Genomic DNA, 19536 nt, shown 5'->3' with positions numbered 1-19536 from the left:
GAGCATGGCAGATTTAGACGACATCAGAGAAGGTAAAAACTTTGGCCTTGAAACGCCGCAACAGAACACGCTGTTCGCCCTGAAGGGCTGCGGCGCGCTGGACTGGGGGATGCAGTCGCGGCTGGCGCGTATTTTCAATCCAGCCAGTAATCGCACGGTGATGCTGGCGTTCGATCATGGCTATTTTCAGGGGCCGACCACAGGGCTTGAGCGTATCGATCTGTCGATTGCGCCGCTGTTCGGCGAAACCGATGTGCTGATGTGTACCCGCGGCGTGCTCAGAAGCGTGGTGCCGCCCGCCACCAACAAACCGGTGGTGCTGCGCGCCTCCGGCGGCAATTCCATACTTTCGGAGCTCTCGAATGAATGCGTGGCGGTGGCGATGGAAGACGCGCTGCGCCTCAACGCCTGCGCGGTGGCGGCGCAGGTGTATATCGGCAGCGAACATGAACATCAGTCCATCAATAACATCATCAAGCTGGTGGATGCCGGTAACCGCTACGGTATTCCGACGCTGGCGGTGACGGGCGTCGGCAAAGAGATGGCCCGCGATGCCCGCTATTTTTCCCTCGCCAGTCGTATTGCCGCCGAGATGGGGGCGCAGTTCGTGAAGACCTATTTTGTTGAGGAGGGCTTCGAAAAAGTGACCGCCAGCTGCCCGGTGCCCATCGTCATCGCCGGCGGTAAAAAACTGCCGGAGCGCGAGGCGCTGGAGATGTGTTTCCGCGCTATCGATCAGGGCGCGTCCGGCGTTGATATGGGACGTAATATTTTCCAGTCCAGCGCGCCCCTCGCCATGCTGAAAGCGGTGAAAAAAGTGGTGCATGACAATATGAGCGCCCACGAGGCGTTCGAATTCTGGCAGGAAGAAAAACAGGGAGAGGCGCGATGAACGTGACGCTGGTGGAGATCAATATCAAACCGGAGCGGGTCGATGAGTTTCTGGCGGTGTTTCGCGCCAATCACGAAGGGGCGATCCAGGAACCGGGCAACTTACGCTTCGACGTGTTGCAGGACCCCGAAGTGAATACGCGTTTTTATATCTATGAGGCGTACCAGGATGAGGCGGCGGTGCTGGCGCACAAGCAAACGCCGCACTATCTGGCGTGCGTGGAGAAGCTGGACGACATGATGTCGGAGCCGCGTAAAAAGCGCAGTTTTATCGGGTTGTTACCGGAGTAAGGCGACCCTGTTCCCGGCGCTGTCAAACAGATGTAAATGCCGCGCATCCGTGCTCATGGTCAGCGGATGACGCGGCGGGTAGTTCAGCTGCTGGAATGACTTCAGGCAGCACGGCTGTCCGGCCAGCGTAAACCACACCAGCGTGGCGTCACCCTGCAATTCACACAGCCGGGTGGTGGCGCTGAAGGTGAGTTCGCCGCTGCTGTCCGGGCGGATATGTTCCGGGCGGATGGCGACGAAAAGCGCATCACCCTCAAGCACGCCATCAGGCTGGCGTGACAGCGGAAAATGCAGCTCGTCGCTGATACTCAGGCCGCCATCGCGCCATTCGGCCTGCAAAACGTTAATTTTTGGCGTGCCGATAAACTCCGCGACAAAGAGGTTCGCCGGGGTGTTGTAGAGTTCCAGCGGCGTCCCCGTCTGTTCAATATTCCCCTTGTTGAGCACCACAATTCTGTCCGCCAGCGTCATGGCCTCCACCTGATCGTGGGTGACGTAAATCATGGTGTTGCCAAGCCTGTTGTGCAGCTCCTGGATCTCCTGGCGCATCTCCACGCGCAGTGCCGCATCCAGATTCGACAGCGGCTCGTCGAACAGAAACACCTCCGGCTGCTGAACGATGGATCGCCCAATCGCCACGCGCTGGCGCTGGCCGCCGGAGAGATGTTGCGGCAGGCGATCCAGCAATGCTTCAAGCTTGAGCATTTTCGCCGCTCCGGCGATGCGTTGCGTAATTTCTGCGGGCGGCGTGTTCATGTTTTTCAGCCCAAAGCTGAGGTTCTGCCGCACGGTCATGTGCGGGTAAAGCGCGTAGGACTGAAATACCATCGACAGGCTGCGTCTGCCCGCAGGCTGGTGGGTGACGTCCTCATCGCCCATCACTATCGCTCCGCCATCGGGCGTTTCCAGCCCGGCAATAATACGCAGCAGCGTCGATTTACCACAGCCGGACGGGCCGACCAGCACGATGAATTCGCCGGAGGAAATATCCAGCGACAGGTTTTCAATAATGGTGTTTTTGTTGTACTGCTTGTGAATATTTCTCAGGGTGAGGGCGGTCATGTGAAATCCTTTTTAATGGCCTATCTGTATAAGATATTAATCGCCGTTGAGCTTGTTAAAAATAATCAGATGTATTTGTCTTGATTATATTTTTGCATTTACTTTTCGCCGCAAAGTTTAGCGATAAATAAAAACCGAAATGTGACTGAATTATCGTTAAACATAAATCACTCTTGTTAACTTACAGGCCGTTTGCCGCGTGCGATGTTTTATTTAACACGCGTCAGGAATAACATGGAGATCAGGATGAAACGTGCAATACTTGCCACATGGACCGCATCACTCTTATTAAGTGTTTGTCTTACTGGCTGCGGCCCTGATGAGCAGCCCGCCGACACCGCGGCGAAAACGCCGATTAAATTATGGGTGACGCCAGTCGAGAACGAAGAAACCTTCTGGAAGAAAATGGTCACGGAGTGGAATAGCGATCCCACCCATACGCCGGTAGAATTCACCCCTATTCCCGTCGCCAGCAGTTCCGAAGAGGCCATCATGAACGCGATTGCCTCCGGCACCGAACCGGATATCACCAGTAATATATTTATTGGCTTCGCCTCGCAGCTGAATGAAATTAATCAGCTGGAAGATCTCTCTAAAATGCCGGGCTTTGCCGAACTGATTAAACAGCGCCAGATGAATGAGGTCATGCCCGCCTGGGAAATTAACGGTCAGCAAAACGTGCTGCCGATTTATATCAATCCCACGGTCTGGTGGTGGCGTGCCGATCTGCTAAAACAGTATGGTTTTGACCAGGTGCCGCGACGTTATGACGAGCTGTACCGGCTGGCTGAGGCCCGCCATGCGGATAACAACGGCTACGTGATGCAGCTCACCGCCGGAAAAAACTGGTGGGAGCGCTGGTACGATTTTATTCCGCTGCTGTACGCGCAAAACGGCGGCAAGCCCTATATCGCGGATAACCAGGCGCAGTTTAACAATGCCGACGGCCAGGCGGTGCTGACCTTTATGGGCAAGGTGTTCAACAGCGGCTGGAGCAGCTACGACTTTACCTCAGCGGAAGATCCGCTGGCGAGCGGTCAGGTGCTGGCGTCGGCGCGCGGCCCCTGGGACATCGCCCGCTACCGCAAACAGTTTCCCGAGATCTTAAAGCAGATCCAGATTGGCCCCATGCTGACGCAAAACGGCAGCGAAAAACCCTATACCTTTGGCGACAGCAAAGGCGTGGCGATGTTCAGCACCAGCAAACACAAGGCCGAGGCCTGGGCGTTTTTGCAGTGGGTGTTCGGCAAGGCGGAACACGATCTGCTGTGGCTGGAAATGGTCGGTATGCCGCCCGCCCGCGCCGATCTGCTCACCAACCCGCTGTTTGTCGGCTACTTCGCGAATAACCCGCTGGAAAAACAGATCGCCTCGTATGTCAACGTCGCGCTGCCCGCGGCGGCGACCACCAAAACCAGCGACATTCAGCGCAGCATGACGCAGATGATCGAGCGGGTCATTTTCCGCAACGACGATCCGTCGGCGGCGCTCAGTGATTCCGCTCAGGAAATTAACGGCATTCTGAAACCTTAAGAGGCGGCGATGGCTGGACATGACGCACGTACCGGAGGCTGGCTGGCCTCCGCATGGCTCGGGTATTCGCTGCTGTTCTGGTTTTATCCGCTGGCCTGGCTGGCGTTGTTAAGCGTGACGCAGTGGCAGTTCACCGGTACGCCGGTTTTCACGGGGCTGAGCAATCTGTTCAGCGTGATGCAGGATGAGCTGTTCTGGACCTCAATGCTCAATGTGCTGCGCTTTCTGCTGTGGTACATCCCGATTGTGTTTCTCAGCGCGCTGCTGTTCGCCGCCGGGTTAAAGCGCATCACCTTTGGCCGGGGGTTTATCGCGCTGAGTTTCCTGCTGGCGAACATTTCGTCCGGCGTCGCCTACTCCATTGTGTTTTCAAAACTGTTCAGCGAGTTCGGCCCGGTGAACGCCTTTTTACGCGAGCTGTTCGGCATTTCCGTGCCCTGGTTTACCAACCCGGACTGCGCGATGCTCTCCATTGCGCTGATCGTCACCTGGAAATTCGTCGGCTATTACGGGCTGATCCTTTACTCCGGCATGCTGGCGATCCCGCAGGACATCTATAGCGCCGCGCGGCTGGATAAAACCGGTCGCCTGCGCCAGGCGTACGCCATCACGCTGCCGATGATGAACCCGCAAATCGTTATGGTGATGGTGCTGGCGATCACCGTGGCGTTCAGCATCTTTACCGAGCCGTATCTCATCACCGGCGGCGGCCCGCTCAACAGCACCACCAGCCCGATGGTGGTGATGTACGAAGTGGCGTTTCAGAAGATGAAACCGAGCTGGGCGGCGACCATGTCGATTATCGTCGCCGCGTGCAGTTTTCTGCTGATCTGGCTGTTCCGCAAACTCTTTGAAAAGCACATTGAGATCGTCTGATGAAAAAACTTACCCCCGCCAGCCTGCTTCTCCACGCCGCCATGTTGATCCTCGCGCTCACCTGGCTGTATCCCTTTATCTGGATGGTGATGGCCTCCCTGAAACCAACGGCGCAGATCTACACCACCAGCCTGTTTGCCGGTGACGTTTCGCTGGCGAACTACCAGTTTCTGTTTGATAACAGCAACCGCGCCGATAAGCCCTTTATGCGCACGCTGTTTAACTCGCTGTTTGTGTCGCTGACCATCACCTTTTGCGTCACGGTTACCGCCATGCTGGTGGGCTACGCGGTGGCGAAAACGGATTTTCGCGGCAAAAACGCCTTCAAAAATCTGCTCATCGTGCAGATGGTGTTTCCGGCATTTATGTTCATCATTCCGCAGTTTATTTTGATGCGCGAGCTGGGGCTGATTAACAGCTACAGCGCGATGATCCTGCCCTACGCCATGAGCGCCTGGGGGATCTTTATGGTCTCCCAGAGTTTTAAAGGCACGCCAAACGACTATATCCACGCCGCAAAACTCGATCACGCCAGCCTGTGGGGCATTCTGCGCCACGTGATGATGCCGCTGAACAAATCGATCCTCGCCATTGTGGCGCTGTTCACCTTTTCCACCGCCTGGGACAACTTTCTCTGGCCGCTGATCGTGATGCGCGATGCCGACAAAATGCCGTTCTCGGTGCTGCTCGCCACCTTCAGTAAATCCTGGGGCATTCACCTCGGCCCGGTACTGGCGGGATCCGTGGTGCAGATGCTGCCGGTGATGCTGCTGTTTATTATGTTCCGCAAATATTTCCTGCAGGGGATGTCATTGTCACTCAAATAAGGAGGGCCGGATGGAACCGGTGCGCTGGTGGCAGGAGTGCGTGTTTTATCAAATTTATTTGCCCGCGTTTTGCGACGGCAACGGCGACGGGCGGGGAGATTTTATCGGCCTTGCGCAGAAGATCGACTATCTGCATGAGCTGGGGATCGGCGGGATCTGGATCACGCCGTTCTACCCGTCGCCGCTGGTGGATAACGGTTACGATATCAGCGATTACTGCGCGGTGGATCCGCGTTTTGGGGAGCTGGACGATTTCCGGCGCGTGGTGGCGGCCTGTCATGGGCGGGGGATCCGCGTGGTGATCGACCTGGTGCTCAACCATGTCTCATCACAGCATCCATGGTTTGTTGATGCCTGGAATAATCCCGCCAGCCGTTACCGGGATTATTTTATTTTTACCGACCAGCCCAACAACTGGCAGTCGTTTTTTTCCGGCAGCGCCTGGATGCCGGAGCCGGATACCGGGCAGTTTTATTACCATAAATTCGCCCCGCAGCAGGTGGATCTCAACTGGCAGAATCCGCAGGTGGAGCAGGAGATCTACCGGGTGATGGATTTCTGGCTGGCAGCTGGCGTGGATGGTTTTCGCTTCGACGTGATCAACTTTCTCACTACCGACGGCATCGGCGCGGATAACCCGCAAAGCGCAGGTGAACAGGAACATTTGTACGATGTGAACCAGCCGGGACTCATGGCCGTGCTGCGCCGCCTGATGGCGTATGCCCGCGCCAGGGGCGAGCTGTTTCTGATCGGCGAAATCGGCAGCGAAGATCTGGCGGTGCTGCGCCGCTATCAGGCCGCGGATCTGCTGGACGTGGTGTTTAACTTCAACCTCGGCAGCCAGAAAACCTTCAGCGCGGCGGCGATTTTCGCCGCCTTAACCGCCATGAATGAGCAGCAGCCGGGCCTGCCGACGCTGTTTTTTTCCAGCCACGATATGTCGCGCATGATCAGCCGCTTTGGGGAAAACGAACGCGATACCGATCGCGCCCGCGCGGTGCTGGCGCTGCAACTCACCGCCCGCGGCGTGCCCTTTATCTACCAGGGGGAAGAGTTCGGCCTGACCGATTATCGGCCGCGATGCCTTGCAGACATCAGCGACGTGCAGGGCAGAACGCACTACCAGACGGCGCTGGCGGCGGGCATGACCGCAGACGAGGCGCTGGCAATCGCCCTGACGCATACTCGCGACGCCTCCCGCGCGCCGCTGCCCTGGGGCGAGAAAGACGCGCTGTGGAAGGATTATCGCGAGCTGATAGCCCTGCGTAACCACATCCCGGTACTGCGCTACGGTGCGTATACCCGCCTGGCGTTAACGGACGCCTGCATCGGGTTTTCCCGCATCACGGCGGACGAGCAGGTGTGGGTGGCGATCAATTTCGGCGCGCCGGTGCGTAATCCGTGGCAGGCGGTTGCAGGTGAGGTGCTGTACGGCGATAACGCCCCCTGGCTTGGGAAAAATCAGTTTGTGATCAAAAGGAGAGGTTATGGAAAGGCACAGTAAAAATCCGCTTATCACGCCGGCTGACGTGGTGCCGTCTTCACCGGAGATGAAAGTCGAGTGCGTTTTTAACGCCGGGGTGACGGAGTATCACGGCGAAGTGTTGCTGCTGGTGCGCGTGGCGGAGAGCGTGAAGTGTAACGATGCAAACAAGATCGTCGTGCCGCTGCTTGAGCAGCAGGGCGGGGCGTGGGTGGCGGCGACGCGGGCGTTCGATCGCGCGGATCCGCGCTACGACTTCAGCGATCCACGGCTGATCGTACAAAAAAGCGATCCGTCGCAGATCTGGCTCACCTCCATGTCCCATCTGCGGCTGGCGCGCAGCCGCGACGGCGTGAATTTCAGCGTCGGCCCTCAGCCGTTTATCCTCGCCGACAGCCAGTACGAACAGTTTGGCTGCGAAGATGCGCGCATCACCCGCATCGACGACGTCTGGTATATCAACTATTCGGCGATTTCACCGCTCGGCATCACCACGGCGCTGGCGATCACCCGCGATTTTGTCACGGTGGAGAAAAAAGGGCTGATTTTCTGTCCGGATAACCGCGATGTCTGCTTCTTCCCGGAAAAGGTGGGCGGAAAATATATGGCGCTGACCCGCCCGGCACCCTGTCATTTTGGTCTGCCGGAGATCTGGATCTGCGAATCGCCGGATATGCTGCACTGGGGTAATCACCGGCATCTGCTGGGGCGATCCGGCGATGCCTGGGACGCGCGCAAATCCGGCGGCGGCGCGCCGCTGCTGAAAACCGATCGCGGCTGGCTGGAAATTTATCACGGCGTGGATGAAAACCAGCGCTACTGCTTGGGGGCGTTACTGCTGGATACGGACGATCCGCTGAAGATCCTCGCCAAATCCCCGGTGCCGTTGCTGGAGCCGGTCGCCCCCTATGAGCGGGAAGGATTTTTCGGCAACGTGGTCTTTACCTGCGGGGCGTTGATCAGAGACGAGACGCTGCACATCTGGTACGGCGCAGCCGATGAGTGTATTGCGCTGGCGACGCTGCCGCTGGATGCGCTGTGGCAGCATCTGGGGGTGTGAATGTTTCCCTCACCCCGCTGGTATAGCCGGGTGAGGGGGCAAATCTCACGCCTCCGCCACGCCTACCCGCAGCGCAGCCAGCGCCGCACCGGCGGCTTTCAGCACCTGCTCGCACTGATCAATCTGTAGCGTCAGCGGTGGTTCAATACGAATGGTTTTCGAATTGTTCAGCGTCCCGGCCACCAGTACATGCTGGCGGAACATCTCGCTGGCAAAGTTATAGCCCGTCTCGTTATCCACAAACTCAATGGCCATCAGCATGCCTTTGCCGCGCACGTCCTGCACCAGATCCGGGTATTCACGCGCCAGCAGACGGAAGCCGTCCAGCAGCATGTCGCCTTTCTGCTCTGCCTGCGCCGGTAAGTTCTCTTCCAGCAGCACGTTAATGGTCGCCAGCGCCGCGGCACAGGCCAGCGGGTTGCCGCCGAAAGTGGTGGTGTGCAGGAAGGGATTATCAAACAGCACCGAGAAGACTTCTTCGGTGGCGATGGTGGCGCCAATCGGCATCACGCCGCCGCCCAGCGCTTTGGCGAGACAGAGAATATCTGGATGGACATTTTCATGCTCGCAGGCAAACATTTTGCCCGTGCGTCCCATACCGGTCTGCACTTCGTCGAAGATCAGCAGCGCGCCGAACTCATCGCACAGCTTACGCACCGCAGGCAGATAGCCGACCGGCGGCAGGATCACACCCCCTTCGCCCTGGATGGGTTCAAGGATCACCGCCGCCACGTCATCGCCGGTTTTGTGGCATTCCGACAGCAGCGTGCGCATGGCCTCGATGTCGCCGAACGGCACGTGGCGGAAGCCCGGCAGCAGCGGCATAAAGGGTTTGCGGAAGGCGGATTTCGCCTTGGCCGACAGCGCGCCCAGCGATTTACCGTGGAACGCGCCGCTGGTGGCGACAAAGGTAAATTTACCGCGCGGGGACTGCTAGGCTTTCGCCAGCTTCAGCGCCGCCTCAACGGATTCGGTGCCGCTGTTACAGAAGAAGCTGTATTTCAGTTTTCCCGGCGCCAGCGCGGCGAGGGTTTTGGCGAGCATCGCCCGCAGTGGATCAAGTAATTCCTGGCTGTGAAGGGGTTGTTTGGCGAGCTGATGCTGTACGGCGGAAACAACGACTGGATTACGGTGCCCCACGTTAAAAATACCAAAGCCACCCAGGCAATCTAAAAACTCCTGTCCCTGGGTGTCGACAAGCGTATTCAGACTTCCTGCTTGCCACTCTACGGCTCCGTAATCCCCGCCTGCGGTGACAGATTTTCGATACTCTAAAAACCCCGGATTGACGTGCTCTTTAAAATATTCAATCACCTCACGATTCAGATCTTTCATTTCGTCATGAGAAAGCGTGGCCTTCTCAATAATGTTAAGGGCATGTGCGCTACAGGCAAGAGCCGATGCGCTGGAAGGTAACCTGTTCAAAATGAGCTCCTGGGAGTGGCGTATCACGCGATACACAAAATAATTATTGCAGGGATTACGCCACTTCAGCAGGCGCGCAGAAAATCGGGATAAACACCAGGTGGAATCGCGATCGCGCAAAATTTAATCGTCCGGCGGGGCGATTAAACTCTTTTCCTGCGGCGGTAAAAAGCGGTCTTTGGCTGTACTTTCGCCGATATTGCGCAGATATGGTGCAGATTTTGCCTCTTTATAGGGCACAGGCAAAAAGGGAGTAGAAGTAGTTTCTTGATGAAAATATTAGAAAATCAATGACCTGCATGGCATGAAATTAACAGGGTTTTAGTGTGATTTGCGATCTAAATCAAATTTAACAACTAAAGATAAACTCATTAGCGCCGAAATAACATTTGCCAGAAAAATTAACAGCCAGATAACTCTGCAAAGGACGCTTTCATGCCTGCTCAACCCTGGGTCAGTCAGCACGAGTATTCACTCGATGATGACACCACCCTGATGTCCACCACCGATCTTAACAGTTACATCACTCATGCGAATGACACCTTTGTGCAGGTCAGCGGCTATGAGTTAGAGGAGCTGATCGGCCAGCCGCACAATCTTGTTCGTCACCCGGATATGCCAAAAGCCGCGTTTGCGGATATGTGGGCCACCCTGAAACGCGGCGAACCCTGGAGCGGCATCGTGAAAAACCGCCGCAAAAACGGCGATCACTACTGGGTGCGCGCCAACGCCGTGCCGATGGTGCGCAATGGCAAAGTCACCGGCTATATGTCGATCCGCTCCCGCGCCACGCCGGAGGAGATCGCCGCCGTCACGCCGCTGTACAAGGCGCTGAACGAAGGGCGCTGCAACAAGCGTGTGGATACCGGTCTGGTGGTACGCAAAGGCTGGCTGGGCCGTCTGCCCGCGATGCCGCTGCGCTGGCGGGTGCGCAGTGTGATGGCCGGGCTGTGGCTGGTGCTGGCGGCGTCCATGGCCTTGCTGCATGCCAGCTGGGCGGTGCAGCTGGCGGCCGCGTTGATCCTGCTCATCGGCTGCGGCATTTTTGAGGCGCAGATAGTGCGTCCGGTGGAAAAGGTTGCGCAGCAGGCGCTGAAGGTGGCAACCGGCGAGCGCAACAGCGTGCAGCACCTTAACCGCAGCGATGAGCTGGGGCTGATCCTGCGATCCGTTGGTCAGCTTGGCCTGATGTGCCGCTGGCTGATTAACGACGTGGCGCACCAGGCGACAGAAGTGCGCGACGGCAGCGAAACCCTGGCGAAAGGCAATGACGATCTTAACGAGCGGACGCGCCAGACGGTGGTGAATGTGCAGCAGACGGTCACCACCATGGGGCAGATGGCAGCCTCGGTACAGAACAATTCCGCCACCGCTGCTGCGGCGGATAAGCTCTCTATTGAAGCCAGTAATGCCGCCAGCCATGGTGGACGAGCGATGGATACGGTGGTGAAAACCATGGATGAGATCGCCGACAGCACCCAGCGCATCGGCTCTATTACCTCGCTGATTAACGACATCGCCTTCCAGACCAATATCCTGGCGCTTAACGCCGCCGTGGAGGCCGCACGCGCAGGGGAGCAGGGCAAAGGTTTTGCCGTGGTGGCCGGGGAGGTGCGTCATCTGGCCAGCCGCAGCGCCAGCGCCGCCAATGATATTCGTAAACTGATTGATGCCAGCGCCAGCAAGGTGCAGTCCGGTTCGCAGCAGGTGCATGCCGCGGGCGCCACCATGGATAACATTGTTGAACAGGTGCAGAACGTCACGCAGCTGATCGCGCAGATCAGCCACTCCACCTCTGAGCAGGCGGCGGGGCTGTCGGATTTGACGCGCGCCGTGGCAGAACTGGATACCATCACGCAGAAAAATGCCGGGCTGGTGGAAGTGAGCGCCCAGGTGTCAGCGATGGTCAAACAGCGCGCCAGCCGTCTGGAAGATGCCGTCACCGTCCTGCATTAAGTCATTTCCCTCACCGCTTTTCTGCCCGCAGAGAAGCGGTTTTTTATCGCCTGATGGCCTTCCCTCCTGTTAGCTTCATGTAAACTACATATTTAAATATTGTTAATTTTATATTAAAAGCCGAATGCTTTTTGATCGAAATATAGCGTATTTACGGATCTTCATTAGGCTATTTTTCGAATAACAGCAACCTGTCTGAGAATATTCTTTTCGTGCGGTGATAAATAAAAAACCGATCAAACTCATAAAGTTAGCGAAACCGTTACCGATAACGTTTCCTGTGCGTAGCCATTTACAACCAGGGAAAAAATATGTTCTTACATGATGTTAAGATCGGCACAAAATTATTTCTGGCGTTCGGAATTTTTATTGTGTTGATGGTGGTGAGTTCCGGTCTGTCGCTGTTCAGTCTGAATCGTGCCAATAATGGGATGCAGGACATTGTTAATCGTGACTATCCCACGACCGTGAAGGCCAATCAGTTGATTCAGAATTTTCAGGAGTTTGTCAGCACCCAGCAGCTGATGGTGCTGGATACGGACGGGAAGTGGAGCGCCGAATCGCAGAAGCATCTGACCGCCATTAGCGGCAACATTACCGTGTTGCTCGACGACCTCAGCAGCGCCCTGCGCGATCGCGAGTCGCAGCGCATCCTGAGTGAACTGCGCCAGATACGCCAGCAGTATCTGGATTCGCGTTTCCGTATTCTCGAGGCGGTGAAAAATAAAGATACTCACGCGGCGGTGGAAGAGATGATGAACAACACTCTGCCGGTACAGCGCGCCTACAAAGACAAAGTGCAGGAGTTGATTGCCGTTCAGGACAACAATATGCGCAGCGCCGGTAAGCTGGTGGAGCATGATTTTAAATCCAACCGCACCATGCTGATCCTGCTGGCGTTGATCAGCATTGGCGCTGGCAGCCTGATGGGGCTGTTTATTGTACGCGCCATCACTCGCCCGCTGGTACAGGCGGTGCAGTTTGCCGAAGCCATTGCCGACGGCGATCTGACTCAGCATATTGACGTAAAACACCGGGACGAAACCGGCGTGCTGCTCAGCGCGCTGGTGGCGATGAAATCGCGCCTGTACGAGATTGTGCAGGAAGTGCAGAACGGCTCGGAGAACATCTCCAGCGCCGCCGCGCAGATTGTGGCCGGTAACCAGGATCTGGCTGCCCGCACCGAAGAGCAGGCTAGCTCCGTTGAGCAGACCGCCGCCTCGATGGAGCAGATCACCGCCACGGTGAAAAACACCAGCGAACATACCACCGAAGCGACGCAGCTCTCTGCCGAAGCGGCAACGGTGGTGAAAAATAACGGTCAGATGATGAAGCAGGTGACCGAGAAAATGCGCGTCATCAACGACACTTCTGACCGTATGTCCGACATCATCAACCTGATCGATTCCATCGCCTTCCAGACCAATATTCTGGCGCTCAATGCGGCAGTGGAAGCGGCGCGCGCCGGTGAGCACGGACGTGGCTTTGCGGTCGTGGCAGGGGAAGTGCGCCAGCTGGCGGGCAAAACCGCCTCATCCGCCAGCGAGATCCGCCATCTGATCGAAAGCTCCACCGCCCAGGCCCGCGACGGCATGGCGCTGGTGGAAAAAGCGGGCGGGCTGATTAACGGCATGGTCAGCAACGTGGAAGAGATGGATACCATTCTGCGCCAGATCGGCCACGCCAGCCGTGAACAGACGGAAGGCATTTCGCAGATCAACAGCGCCATTGGCCTGATTGACTCCACCACTCAGCAGAACGCCAGCCTGGTGGAGGAGTCCGTGGCCGCCGCCGCGTCGCTCAGCGATCAGGCGTCGCACCTGAAAGGTCTGGTCAGCGTGTTCCGCGTGCGCCGGGAGGCGACGGCTTAATCCAGCTGTGAAATCTCCAGCGCCGCACGGTCGATCACCGCGATGATCTGTTCCCGCTGTGCGGCGCTGACGTTTTCCTGATTCACTTTCCGATCCAGCACGGCTTTAAAGTTATCCAGCGCGCGTTTCATCTGCGGATCCTGACGCAGCAGATACCCGACGCTGCGGGCTTTGATCCGCGCCTGGATCTGGCCGAGCTGCTCAGCGTTTTCCGCCAGCCACTGCATTCCGGCTGGGGTAATAGCGATCTTTTTCCGTCCGCCGTCTTCCCCGATCGCGATAAACGCCTGTTCCTGCAAAAAATCCAGCGTCGGATAGATCACCCCAGGGCTTGGCGTGTAATGCCCGAGGGTGAGCTGTTCAATGGCCTTGATCAGCTCGTAACCGTGGCTGGCGTTGCGGGACAGCAGATCCAGAATGACCAGCCGCAGATCGCCATGCCCGAAAAAGCGCGGACGGCGGCTGCCGTGCTCGTGATGACCGTGATCCTGTGGATGCCTCATCGCATAATCCCTCTGAATTAGATATATCTAATTTTGCTTGCGTTCCTGCTAATTAGCAATCATTATCATTTAAAAACCAAATCAGATATATCGTTTTTAACGTGACGAAGGCTAAATAATGACCACATCACATCAGCGTTACCCGCAGCGCGTGCGCAATGAACTGCGCTTTCGTGAACTGACAGTATTACGAGTTGAACGTATCAGCGCAGGTTTTCAGCGCATTGTGCTGGGCGGCGACGAACTGGCGGGCTTCAGTTCGCAGGGGTTTGACGATCACACCAAAGTCTTTTTCCCGCAGCCGGGACAAAAAGTGGTGCCGCCCACGGTCACCGAAGACGGCATCGTCTGGCCGGACGGCCCGCGCCCGGCGGCCCGTGACTATACGCCGCTGTATAACGCAGAACGTCACGAACTGGCGCTGGATTTCTTTATCCATGACGGCGGCGTCGCCAGCAGCTGGGCGCTGGAAGCCCGGGAAGGCGACACCCTGACCATCGGCGGCCCGCGCGGTTCGCTGGTGGTGCCGGAGGATTACGCCTGGCAGCTTTACGTCTGCGATGAGTCCGGGATGCCTGCGCTGCGCCGCCGCCTGGAAGCTATCAGCAAAACCCCGGCGCGCCCGGAGGTAACCGCCATCGTGACCATTGGCGATGAGGCGTATAAGGATTATCTGGCGCATCTGGACGGCTTTAATATCGAGTGGATTATCGGTCATAACGAGGACGTACTGGCGCAACGGCTGGCGCAGGTGCGCGTCCCGGCGCAGGAGTATTACCTGTGGATCACCGGGGAAGGGAAGGTGGTGAAAAACGTCAGTCAGCCGTTTGAAGGCGGCAGCGTTGATCCGCAGCTGATGCGGGCGGCGGCCTACTGGCACGCCAAATAATCAGGCGACCGCGTCGAGCTGCGCTTCGCTCACCTGGCGCTCCAGCGCGGCGCGGACTTCGCTGAGCGCTTTTTCCTGCTGGGTAAAATAAGCGTCCATATTGCTTAGTGATGACACCAGCAGCCAGGACTCCTCTTTTTCCAGCTCCGCCAGCTCGGCGACCAGGGTGTCGATTTGTTCACGTACCTGCGCCATCTTTTTGCGGATACGTTCCAGATCGTTCAGCCGGTCGCTGGCCATCATCGGCTCAAAGCCCTGATGCAGACGCGCCACCAGCGAGCGAATGGCTTTGACGTCGCCGCGGTGTTTCGCCTGATTAAGCTGCACCATCATGGCGTTGGCTTCATCTTTCAGTTCATCCGCCACCAGATCCGGGTGACAGAGTTTACTGGCCTGACGCCACAGTCGCTTGAGTTCGCTTTGATCTTCTTCTGACAGCTGGCGGCCTTTCCGGAAACGGATCTCGGCGTCGTGCTGCTGCTCGCGGTATTTTTCGTACTCGTCGTTTGCCTCGTCACAGGCCTGACGCGCGGGCTCTTCTTCCCGCGTTAAGCCGGTTTCCAGCTCCTGCGCTTCCGCCAGCAGATTGGCGATCAGATCGCTTTGCTGCTGGAGCTGTTTGCGCGCCTCGACAGACTGCACCGAATCGGCGGGCAGCTCGCGCCAGCGTTTTGTGAGCATCGCCAGCACGTCCAGCGCCTGCGCCATATACTGCTGGCAGCGGCGGTAGTCCTCTTCCCGACGCTGCCGCTCCGCCAGCTGGCGGCGCAGGTTCAGTTCCGCCAGATTTTTACGCAGCTGAAGGATCTGCGTCATCAGCGGCCCGAGACGGTTCAGGTAAAGGTCATTAAACTCATCTAACTGCTGAACGCGGGCATTGCGACGGTCGATCAGATCGCGCAGCCGCTCCTCCAGCGCTTTGAGTTCCAGCTTGCTGGCCGCCACCTGCGGATCCCGCCACTGGGTCACCGCGCGCTGGCTTTGCAACCAGGCGGTGATCGCCGTCATGGCGGCGGTGTAATTCTTTTCCTCAAGCGCCGCGACAATCGCCAGCAGCTCATCATTGAACGCTTCATTTTTCAGCCGTGCGAGCTGACTGACAATGATGTCGTCATCTTCCAGTTCTATGGCATTTTTGATGATTTCAAGTCGTTTGATGGGTGTGCTCATGATGCCTTTCGCTTTAGCGCTTAAGTATTTGAGTTAAGGTTAGTTATCAGCAGAGCTACCGGAAATCATACACAGGTCTGATAAATGGTGCGAGGGGCATTAGGCGGGTTTGCGGCGGGTGACAGGCCTGGCGGGGAGTTTTCCTGCAGAAAACAAAACCCACCGCAGTGGGTTTTGCTGACAACCCTTATTGCTTCGGAATAATGAGCACCTGGCCCGGATAAATTTTGTCCGGATGGCTCAGCATCGGTTTGTTCGCTTCGAAGATTTGGTTGTACTTGTTAGGATCGCCATACACCTGTTTGGAAATGGCGCTCAGGGTGTCGCCGGATTTCACGGTGTAGTAGGTGGCTTCGGCGGCGGAGTCGGTCACTGAGACGTTATTCTCCACGCTGCCAATCCCCGCCACGTTACCGACGGCGACCTGGATTTTTTCTTTCTGCTCCTGGGTCAGGCCATCACCGGTGACCACGGCCTTGCCGTTTTCCACCTTGACGCTGACTTTATCGGCCCCGGGAACACCTGTTTTTTTGAGATGCTCTTCAAGCTTAGTGCCGTGATCGCTGTCGTTGCCTTTCAGTGAATCCCATAACTTTTCGCCTGCATCTTTCACAAAATCAAATAAACCCATGGTTTCTCTCCAGTTCAAAAGACCTTTTAATCCTGGCAAAGGCGGCAGAAAGTGCCAGTTTTGGTTAAAGAAAGCAGACTTGCGACCTGGGGCGCGCTAAAAAATAGTGCGCCGTCGTGCGGCTATGATACAAAGTACCCATCATTTTATGTGCAAGTACCAGAACGGATGGCGGCGTCTGTCCCGATGGCTCATATTCAGGAACACGCTATGGGTTATTCCATCGACATCATCTCTTGTATCACCGACCGCTTCGTGGAACTCACCACCACTGAAAAGCGTATCGCGCAGTTTATTCTGGATGACGTACAGTCTGCCGCCACGCTGCCGATCGCGGAGATGGCGCGTCTGACCAGTACCAGCCAGGCATCGATCACCCGTTTTGCCCGTGCCATTGGCTGCAAAGATGTGCGTGAACTGAAGGTCAAACTGGCGCAGTCGCTGGCGGTCGGGCAGCGATTTATTATCGACGTGCCGGATCTCGAAGGTGTGCAGGGAATTTACGGCACCATCATTAACGTGCTGGAGATGAACCGTCGCGCGCTGGATGCGGCCTCACTGAATAAAGCGGTGGGCTGGCTGAGCGGGGCGCGGCAGATCCTGGCGTTCGGCATGGGGGGCGGCTCCACCATCTGCGCGCAGGAACTCCAGTTCCGTCTGTTTCGCCTTGGCCTGCCGGTGGTGAGTCAGAATGACGGGCTGCTGGTGCGCATGATGGCGGCCTCGGTGTCGCCTGGTGACGTGGTGATCGCACTGTCGCTGGGCGGCTTTACGCCGGAGGTGGTGGAAAGCGCGGGCATTGCCAGACAGTATGGCGCGAAGGTAATCGCCATCACGCCGGAAGCGACGCCGCTGGCGCAGCTGGCGGATCTGGTGCTGCCGCTGATTGTGCGTGAAAACGACTACATCTTTAAGCCGAGCACGTCGCGCTACGCCATGCTGGCGATGATCGACGTGCTGGCGACAGAATTAGCGATGGCTAACAAAAGCCAGGCGAAAGACCGCTTACGCAGAATTAAGCTGGCGCTGGACAGCCATCGCGGCGGCGCGGATCGGCAACCGCTGGGGGATTAACCCACCAGCCGATTGTGTAATATTCCACCAAGTAATGGTGGGACATTGATGCGGTGCAGCAGTCTTCCTGAAAGGCCTGATCGTCTTTGGACTATTACTTTCCTGTATAAAACGGGTTGTGGCAGCACGTCAAAATAAATAATGCAATTAATAACTAATGCAAATGAATATTAACTGTCAGGATAATAAATACAGAGATGGTATTTGTTTTATGAATATATTAACGGAAGTAATGATTACCTAAATATATTCCTAAAAACACGCGGCTGGCTCTTTTTGTAGAGAACTTTTAATTTCATCAATTTTTCTAATCTTTTGTTTTAATATGTTGTTTTTCCAGCATTTTTGCGGCCATTGCTTGTGTTGATCTGAACTAAAATAAACTATAGCATATAAATAATATCACTCGTCCTATCGAGCAATCATCATTTCTAATATTGCAATAACGATAGCTTCATCTAATAATCCCCTCCAGGCACAATAAGCATCTCATTTTATCAGTGCAGTGAAGCGTTGTGCTTTTGTATACCCGACATAATGCACGGAAGTGTATGTGAACTAACATATAATGGAGTTATGAATTATGCGACATTCAGTTATTAAGATGGCTCAGATTGCTGTGCTGGTTGCTGGTGGTTTGGGGACAGTAAATGCGATGGCTGCTGATGGCCAAATTCGTATTACCGGTGAAGTCATTAATAAAACTTGCACAGTAGCAATCAACGGCGCGCCGTCTTCTACATTGTTGAATATCGATCCGGTTGCTGCCGTCGATCTGAATAAAGATGTTAAGTCCGCTAAAGGCACGACTTATAAAGCATCTCGTGATATGCGTACCGTAAATATTACTCTGGAAAGCTGCGTCCTGCCTCAGGGTAAAACTAAAGTTGCGGTCAGTTTTGATTCTACTGGCTATGCGGATGCGGGCACCAGCACCTATACAAATAGCCTGCTGAATTCTGTGAATACCATGGATGTTGCCGCGAAAGGCGTCCAGATCGGTTTCACTAAGATTAATGGCAGCGATCTGATGATGGATTTGAATGGTCTGGATGAGACTGCAGACTATAAAGACACCAATTCAGGTGCGCAGACCTACAGTTTCGAAACTCGCTACGTTCAGACGGCTGCTAAAGTAGAAGATGTCACCGCCGGTGATATCGAAACGGTAGCCACTTTCAGCGTCGTTTATTTGTAATTATTTACTAAATCTAAGGCGGTAAGTCTTATTGCCGCCTTGTTTTTTCAGAGAGCAATAAATTAAATGTCAGTTAAATATTTAGCTACAATTGTGGCAGCGATGCTGGCCGTGAGCGCATCAGCATGGGCAGATGTTGTCATTAATACCACTCGAGTGGTCTATAAAGAAGCGGCCAAAGAAATTAACGTTCGCCTGACTAACGAGGGCACGCGTCCGCTACTGGTGCAGTCATGGCTGGATGATGGCCGTGCGACCGAATCGCCGGAAAATATTGATCTGCCTTTTATGATCACACCGCCGGTCTCACGCATTGATGCGAAAAAAGGGCAGACGTTACGTATTTCCAAAATGGCCGCCAATTTTCCCAAAGATCGTGAAAGCATCTACTATTTAAACGTGCTGGAAGTTCCGCCAAAAGCAAAAGGCGAGGCACAAGCGAGCAACAAATTACAGCTGGCATTCCGTACCCGTATTAAGATGTTCTATCGTCCAGAGGCGTTAACCGTCAAACCACAAGACGCGGCGGCGAAAGTTGAATGGCGTGCTGAAAATGGTGCGTTAATTGCGAAAAACAGCTCCCCTTATTATGTGACGTTCAACATGATGAAAGTCGGTAATAATATGGCGAAGTCAGGAATGGTTGCGCCTTTTGCAACGGAAAAATTCGAGTTTGATAACAAAGCGTTTAAACCTTCTGCGGGAGCCAGCCTGGCCTATAGCTATATTTCTGATTATGGTAATGATGTAGAGGGTACTGCTGTTATCAAATAATATTTCAATTACAATGGATTGT

At 55.6% G+C, this 19536-nt stretch carries 17 protein-coding genes and 1 pseudogene; 13 read left to right on the top strand and 5 right to left on the bottom strand.

Annotated elements, in window-relative coordinates; translation table 11 throughout:
• The first annotated feature begins 4 nt into the window (after positions 1-4).
• Together lsrF and lsrG are read left to right on the top strand one after the other, a co-directional pair.
• Positions 5-892, top strand: coding sequence for a 3-hydroxy-5-phosphonooxypentane-2,4-dione thiolase (gene lsrF, locus QRD42_RS02050; protein ID WP_318363418.1), 888 nt, complete (start codon positions 5-7; stop codon positions 890-892).
• Complete coding sequence (lsrG, locus tag QRD42_RS02045; RefSeq protein ID WP_072569657.1) at positions 889-1182, top strand: (4S)-4-hydroxy-5-phosphonooxypentane-2,3-dione isomerase; 294 nt, start codon at positions 889-891, stop codon at positions 1180-1182. The genes lsrF and lsrG overlap by 4 nt, the downstream gene beginning before the upstream one ends.
• Here lsrG and QRD42_RS02040 read toward each other — a convergent pair.
• Complete coding sequence (locus tag QRD42_RS02040) at positions 1171-2244, bottom strand: ABC transporter ATP-binding protein (protein ID WP_321988091.1); 1074 nt, start codon at positions 2242-2244, stop codon at positions 1171-1173. The two genes, lsrG and QRD42_RS02040, sit on opposite strands and share 12 nt — an antisense overlap.
• Positions 2245-2490: 246 nt before the next feature.
• Between QRD42_RS02040 and QRD42_RS02035 the strand changes: the two genes are divergently transcribed.
• Genes QRD42_RS02035 through QRD42_RS02015 form a run of 5 tightly spaced genes read left to right on the top strand, consistent with a single transcriptional unit; the run spans position 2491 to position 8023 of the window.
• Positions 2491-3777 (top strand): ABC transporter substrate-binding protein, encoded by a 1287-nt coding sequence (locus tag QRD42_RS02035; RefSeq protein WP_321988090.1) that lies wholly within the window; start codon positions 2491-2493, stop codon positions 3775-3777.
• A gap of 9 nt (positions 3778-3786) precedes the next feature.
• Positions 3787-4653: a carbohydrate ABC transporter permease gene (locus QRD42_RS02030; RefSeq protein ID WP_318363421.1), complete on the top strand. Its 867-nt coding sequence runs from the start codon at positions 3787-3789 to the stop codon at positions 4651-4653.
• Positions 4653-5480: a carbohydrate ABC transporter permease gene (locus QRD42_RS02025; RefSeq protein WP_321988089.1), complete on the top strand. Its 828-nt coding sequence runs from the start codon at positions 4653-4655 to the stop codon at positions 5478-5480. Before QRD42_RS02030 ends, QRD42_RS02025 begins: the two co-directional genes overlap by 1 nt.
• A 10-nt stretch (positions 5481-5490) precedes the next feature.
• Positions 5491-6984 (top strand): alpha-amylase family glycosyl hydrolase, encoded by a 1494-nt coding sequence (locus QRD42_RS02020; RefSeq protein ID WP_321988088.1) that lies wholly within the window; start codon positions 5491-5493, stop codon positions 6982-6984.
• The gene (locus QRD42_RS02015; protein WP_321988087.1) at positions 6968-8023 is read left to right on the top strand and encodes a glycoside hydrolase family 130 protein; all 1056 of its coding nucleotides are present in this window, start codon (positions 6968-6970) and stop codon (positions 8021-8023) included. Before QRD42_RS02020 ends, QRD42_RS02015 begins: the two co-directional genes overlap by 17 nt.
• Positions 8024-8068: 45 nt before the next feature.
• Here QRD42_RS02015 and ygjG read toward each other — a convergent pair.
• Positions 8069-9448, bottom strand: a pseudogene (gene ygjG / locus QRD42_RS02010) (putrescine aminotransferase).
• Positions 9449-9883: 435 nt separating this feature from the next.
• On the opposite strand from ygjG, the gene QRD42_RS02005 reads away from it, so the two are divergent.
• Both QRD42_RS02005 and QRD42_RS02000 read left to right on the top strand, forming a co-directional pair.
• Positions 9884-11404, top strand: coding sequence for a PAS domain-containing methyl-accepting chemotaxis protein (locus QRD42_RS02005; protein WP_321988086.1), 1521 nt, complete (start codon positions 9884-9886; stop codon positions 11402-11404).
• A 311-nt stretch (positions 11405-11715) separates the two neighbouring features.
• Complete coding sequence (locus QRD42_RS02000; protein WP_321988085.1) at positions 11716-13275, top strand: methyl-accepting chemotaxis protein; 1560 nt, start codon at positions 11716-11718, stop codon at positions 13273-13275.
• Here QRD42_RS02000 and QRD42_RS01995 read toward each other — a convergent pair.
• Positions 13272-13778 carry a PadR family transcriptional regulator gene (locus QRD42_RS01995; protein ID WP_321988084.1) on the bottom strand — a complete coding sequence of 169 codons (507 nt, stop codon included), beginning with the start codon at positions 13776-13778 and terminating at the stop codon, positions 13272-13274. The genes QRD42_RS02000 and QRD42_RS01995 overlap by 4 nt on opposite strands.
• Positions 13779-13896: 118 nt before the next feature.
• On the opposite strand from QRD42_RS01995, the gene QRD42_RS01990 reads away from it, so the two are divergent.
• A complete protein-coding gene (locus QRD42_RS01990; RefSeq protein WP_321988083.1) occupies positions 13897-14667 on the top strand; it encodes a siderophore-interacting protein in 771 nt (256 codons plus the stop codon).
• Here QRD42_RS01990 and QRD42_RS01985 read toward each other — a convergent pair whose 3' ends face one another.
• Both QRD42_RS01985 and lysM read right to left on the bottom strand, forming a co-directional pair.
• Entirely contained in the window at positions 14668-15837 is a 1170-nt protein-coding gene (locus QRD42_RS01985) for a DNA repair protein (RefSeq protein WP_072569668.1), read from the bottom strand.
• A 187-nt stretch (positions 15838-16024) separates the two neighbouring features.
• Positions 16025-16468 (bottom strand): peptidoglycan-binding protein LysM, encoded by a 444-nt coding sequence (lysM, locus tag QRD42_RS01980; RefSeq protein WP_072569669.1) that lies wholly within the window; start codon positions 16466-16468, stop codon positions 16025-16027.
• Between the two features lie 210 nt (positions 16469-16678).
• Here lysM and QRD42_RS01975 point away from each other — a divergent pair, with 210 nt between their 5' ends.
• From QRD42_RS01975 to QRD42_RS01965, 3 genes are all read left to right on the top strand, one after another.
• The gene (locus QRD42_RS01975) at positions 16679-17542 is read left to right on the top strand and encodes a MurR/RpiR family transcriptional regulator (protein ID WP_072569670.1); all 864 of its coding nucleotides are present in this window, start codon (positions 16679-16681) and stop codon (positions 17540-17542) included.
• Between the two features lie 583 nt (positions 17543-18125).
• A complete protein-coding gene (locus QRD42_RS01970) occupies positions 18126-18740 on the top strand; it encodes a fimbrial protein (protein WP_321988082.1) in 615 nt (204 codons plus the stop codon).
• A 66-nt stretch (positions 18741-18806) separates the two neighbouring features.
• Positions 18807-19514: a fimbria/pilus periplasmic chaperone gene (locus QRD42_RS01965; protein ID WP_321988081.1), complete on the top strand. Its 708-nt coding sequence runs from the start codon at positions 18807-18809 to the stop codon at positions 19512-19514.
• The last annotated feature ends 22 nt before the right edge of the window (positions 19515-19536 follow it).

Origin of the sequence: Enterobacter sp. PGRG2 (assembly GCF_030291195.1) — a bacterium.
Lineage (GTDB): Bacteria > Pseudomonadota > Gammaproteobacteria > Enterobacterales > Enterobacteriaceae > Enterobacter_D.
The sequence above is the reverse complement of the archived record's forward strand: the minus strand, read 5'-3'. Positions and strand labels throughout refer to the sequence as shown.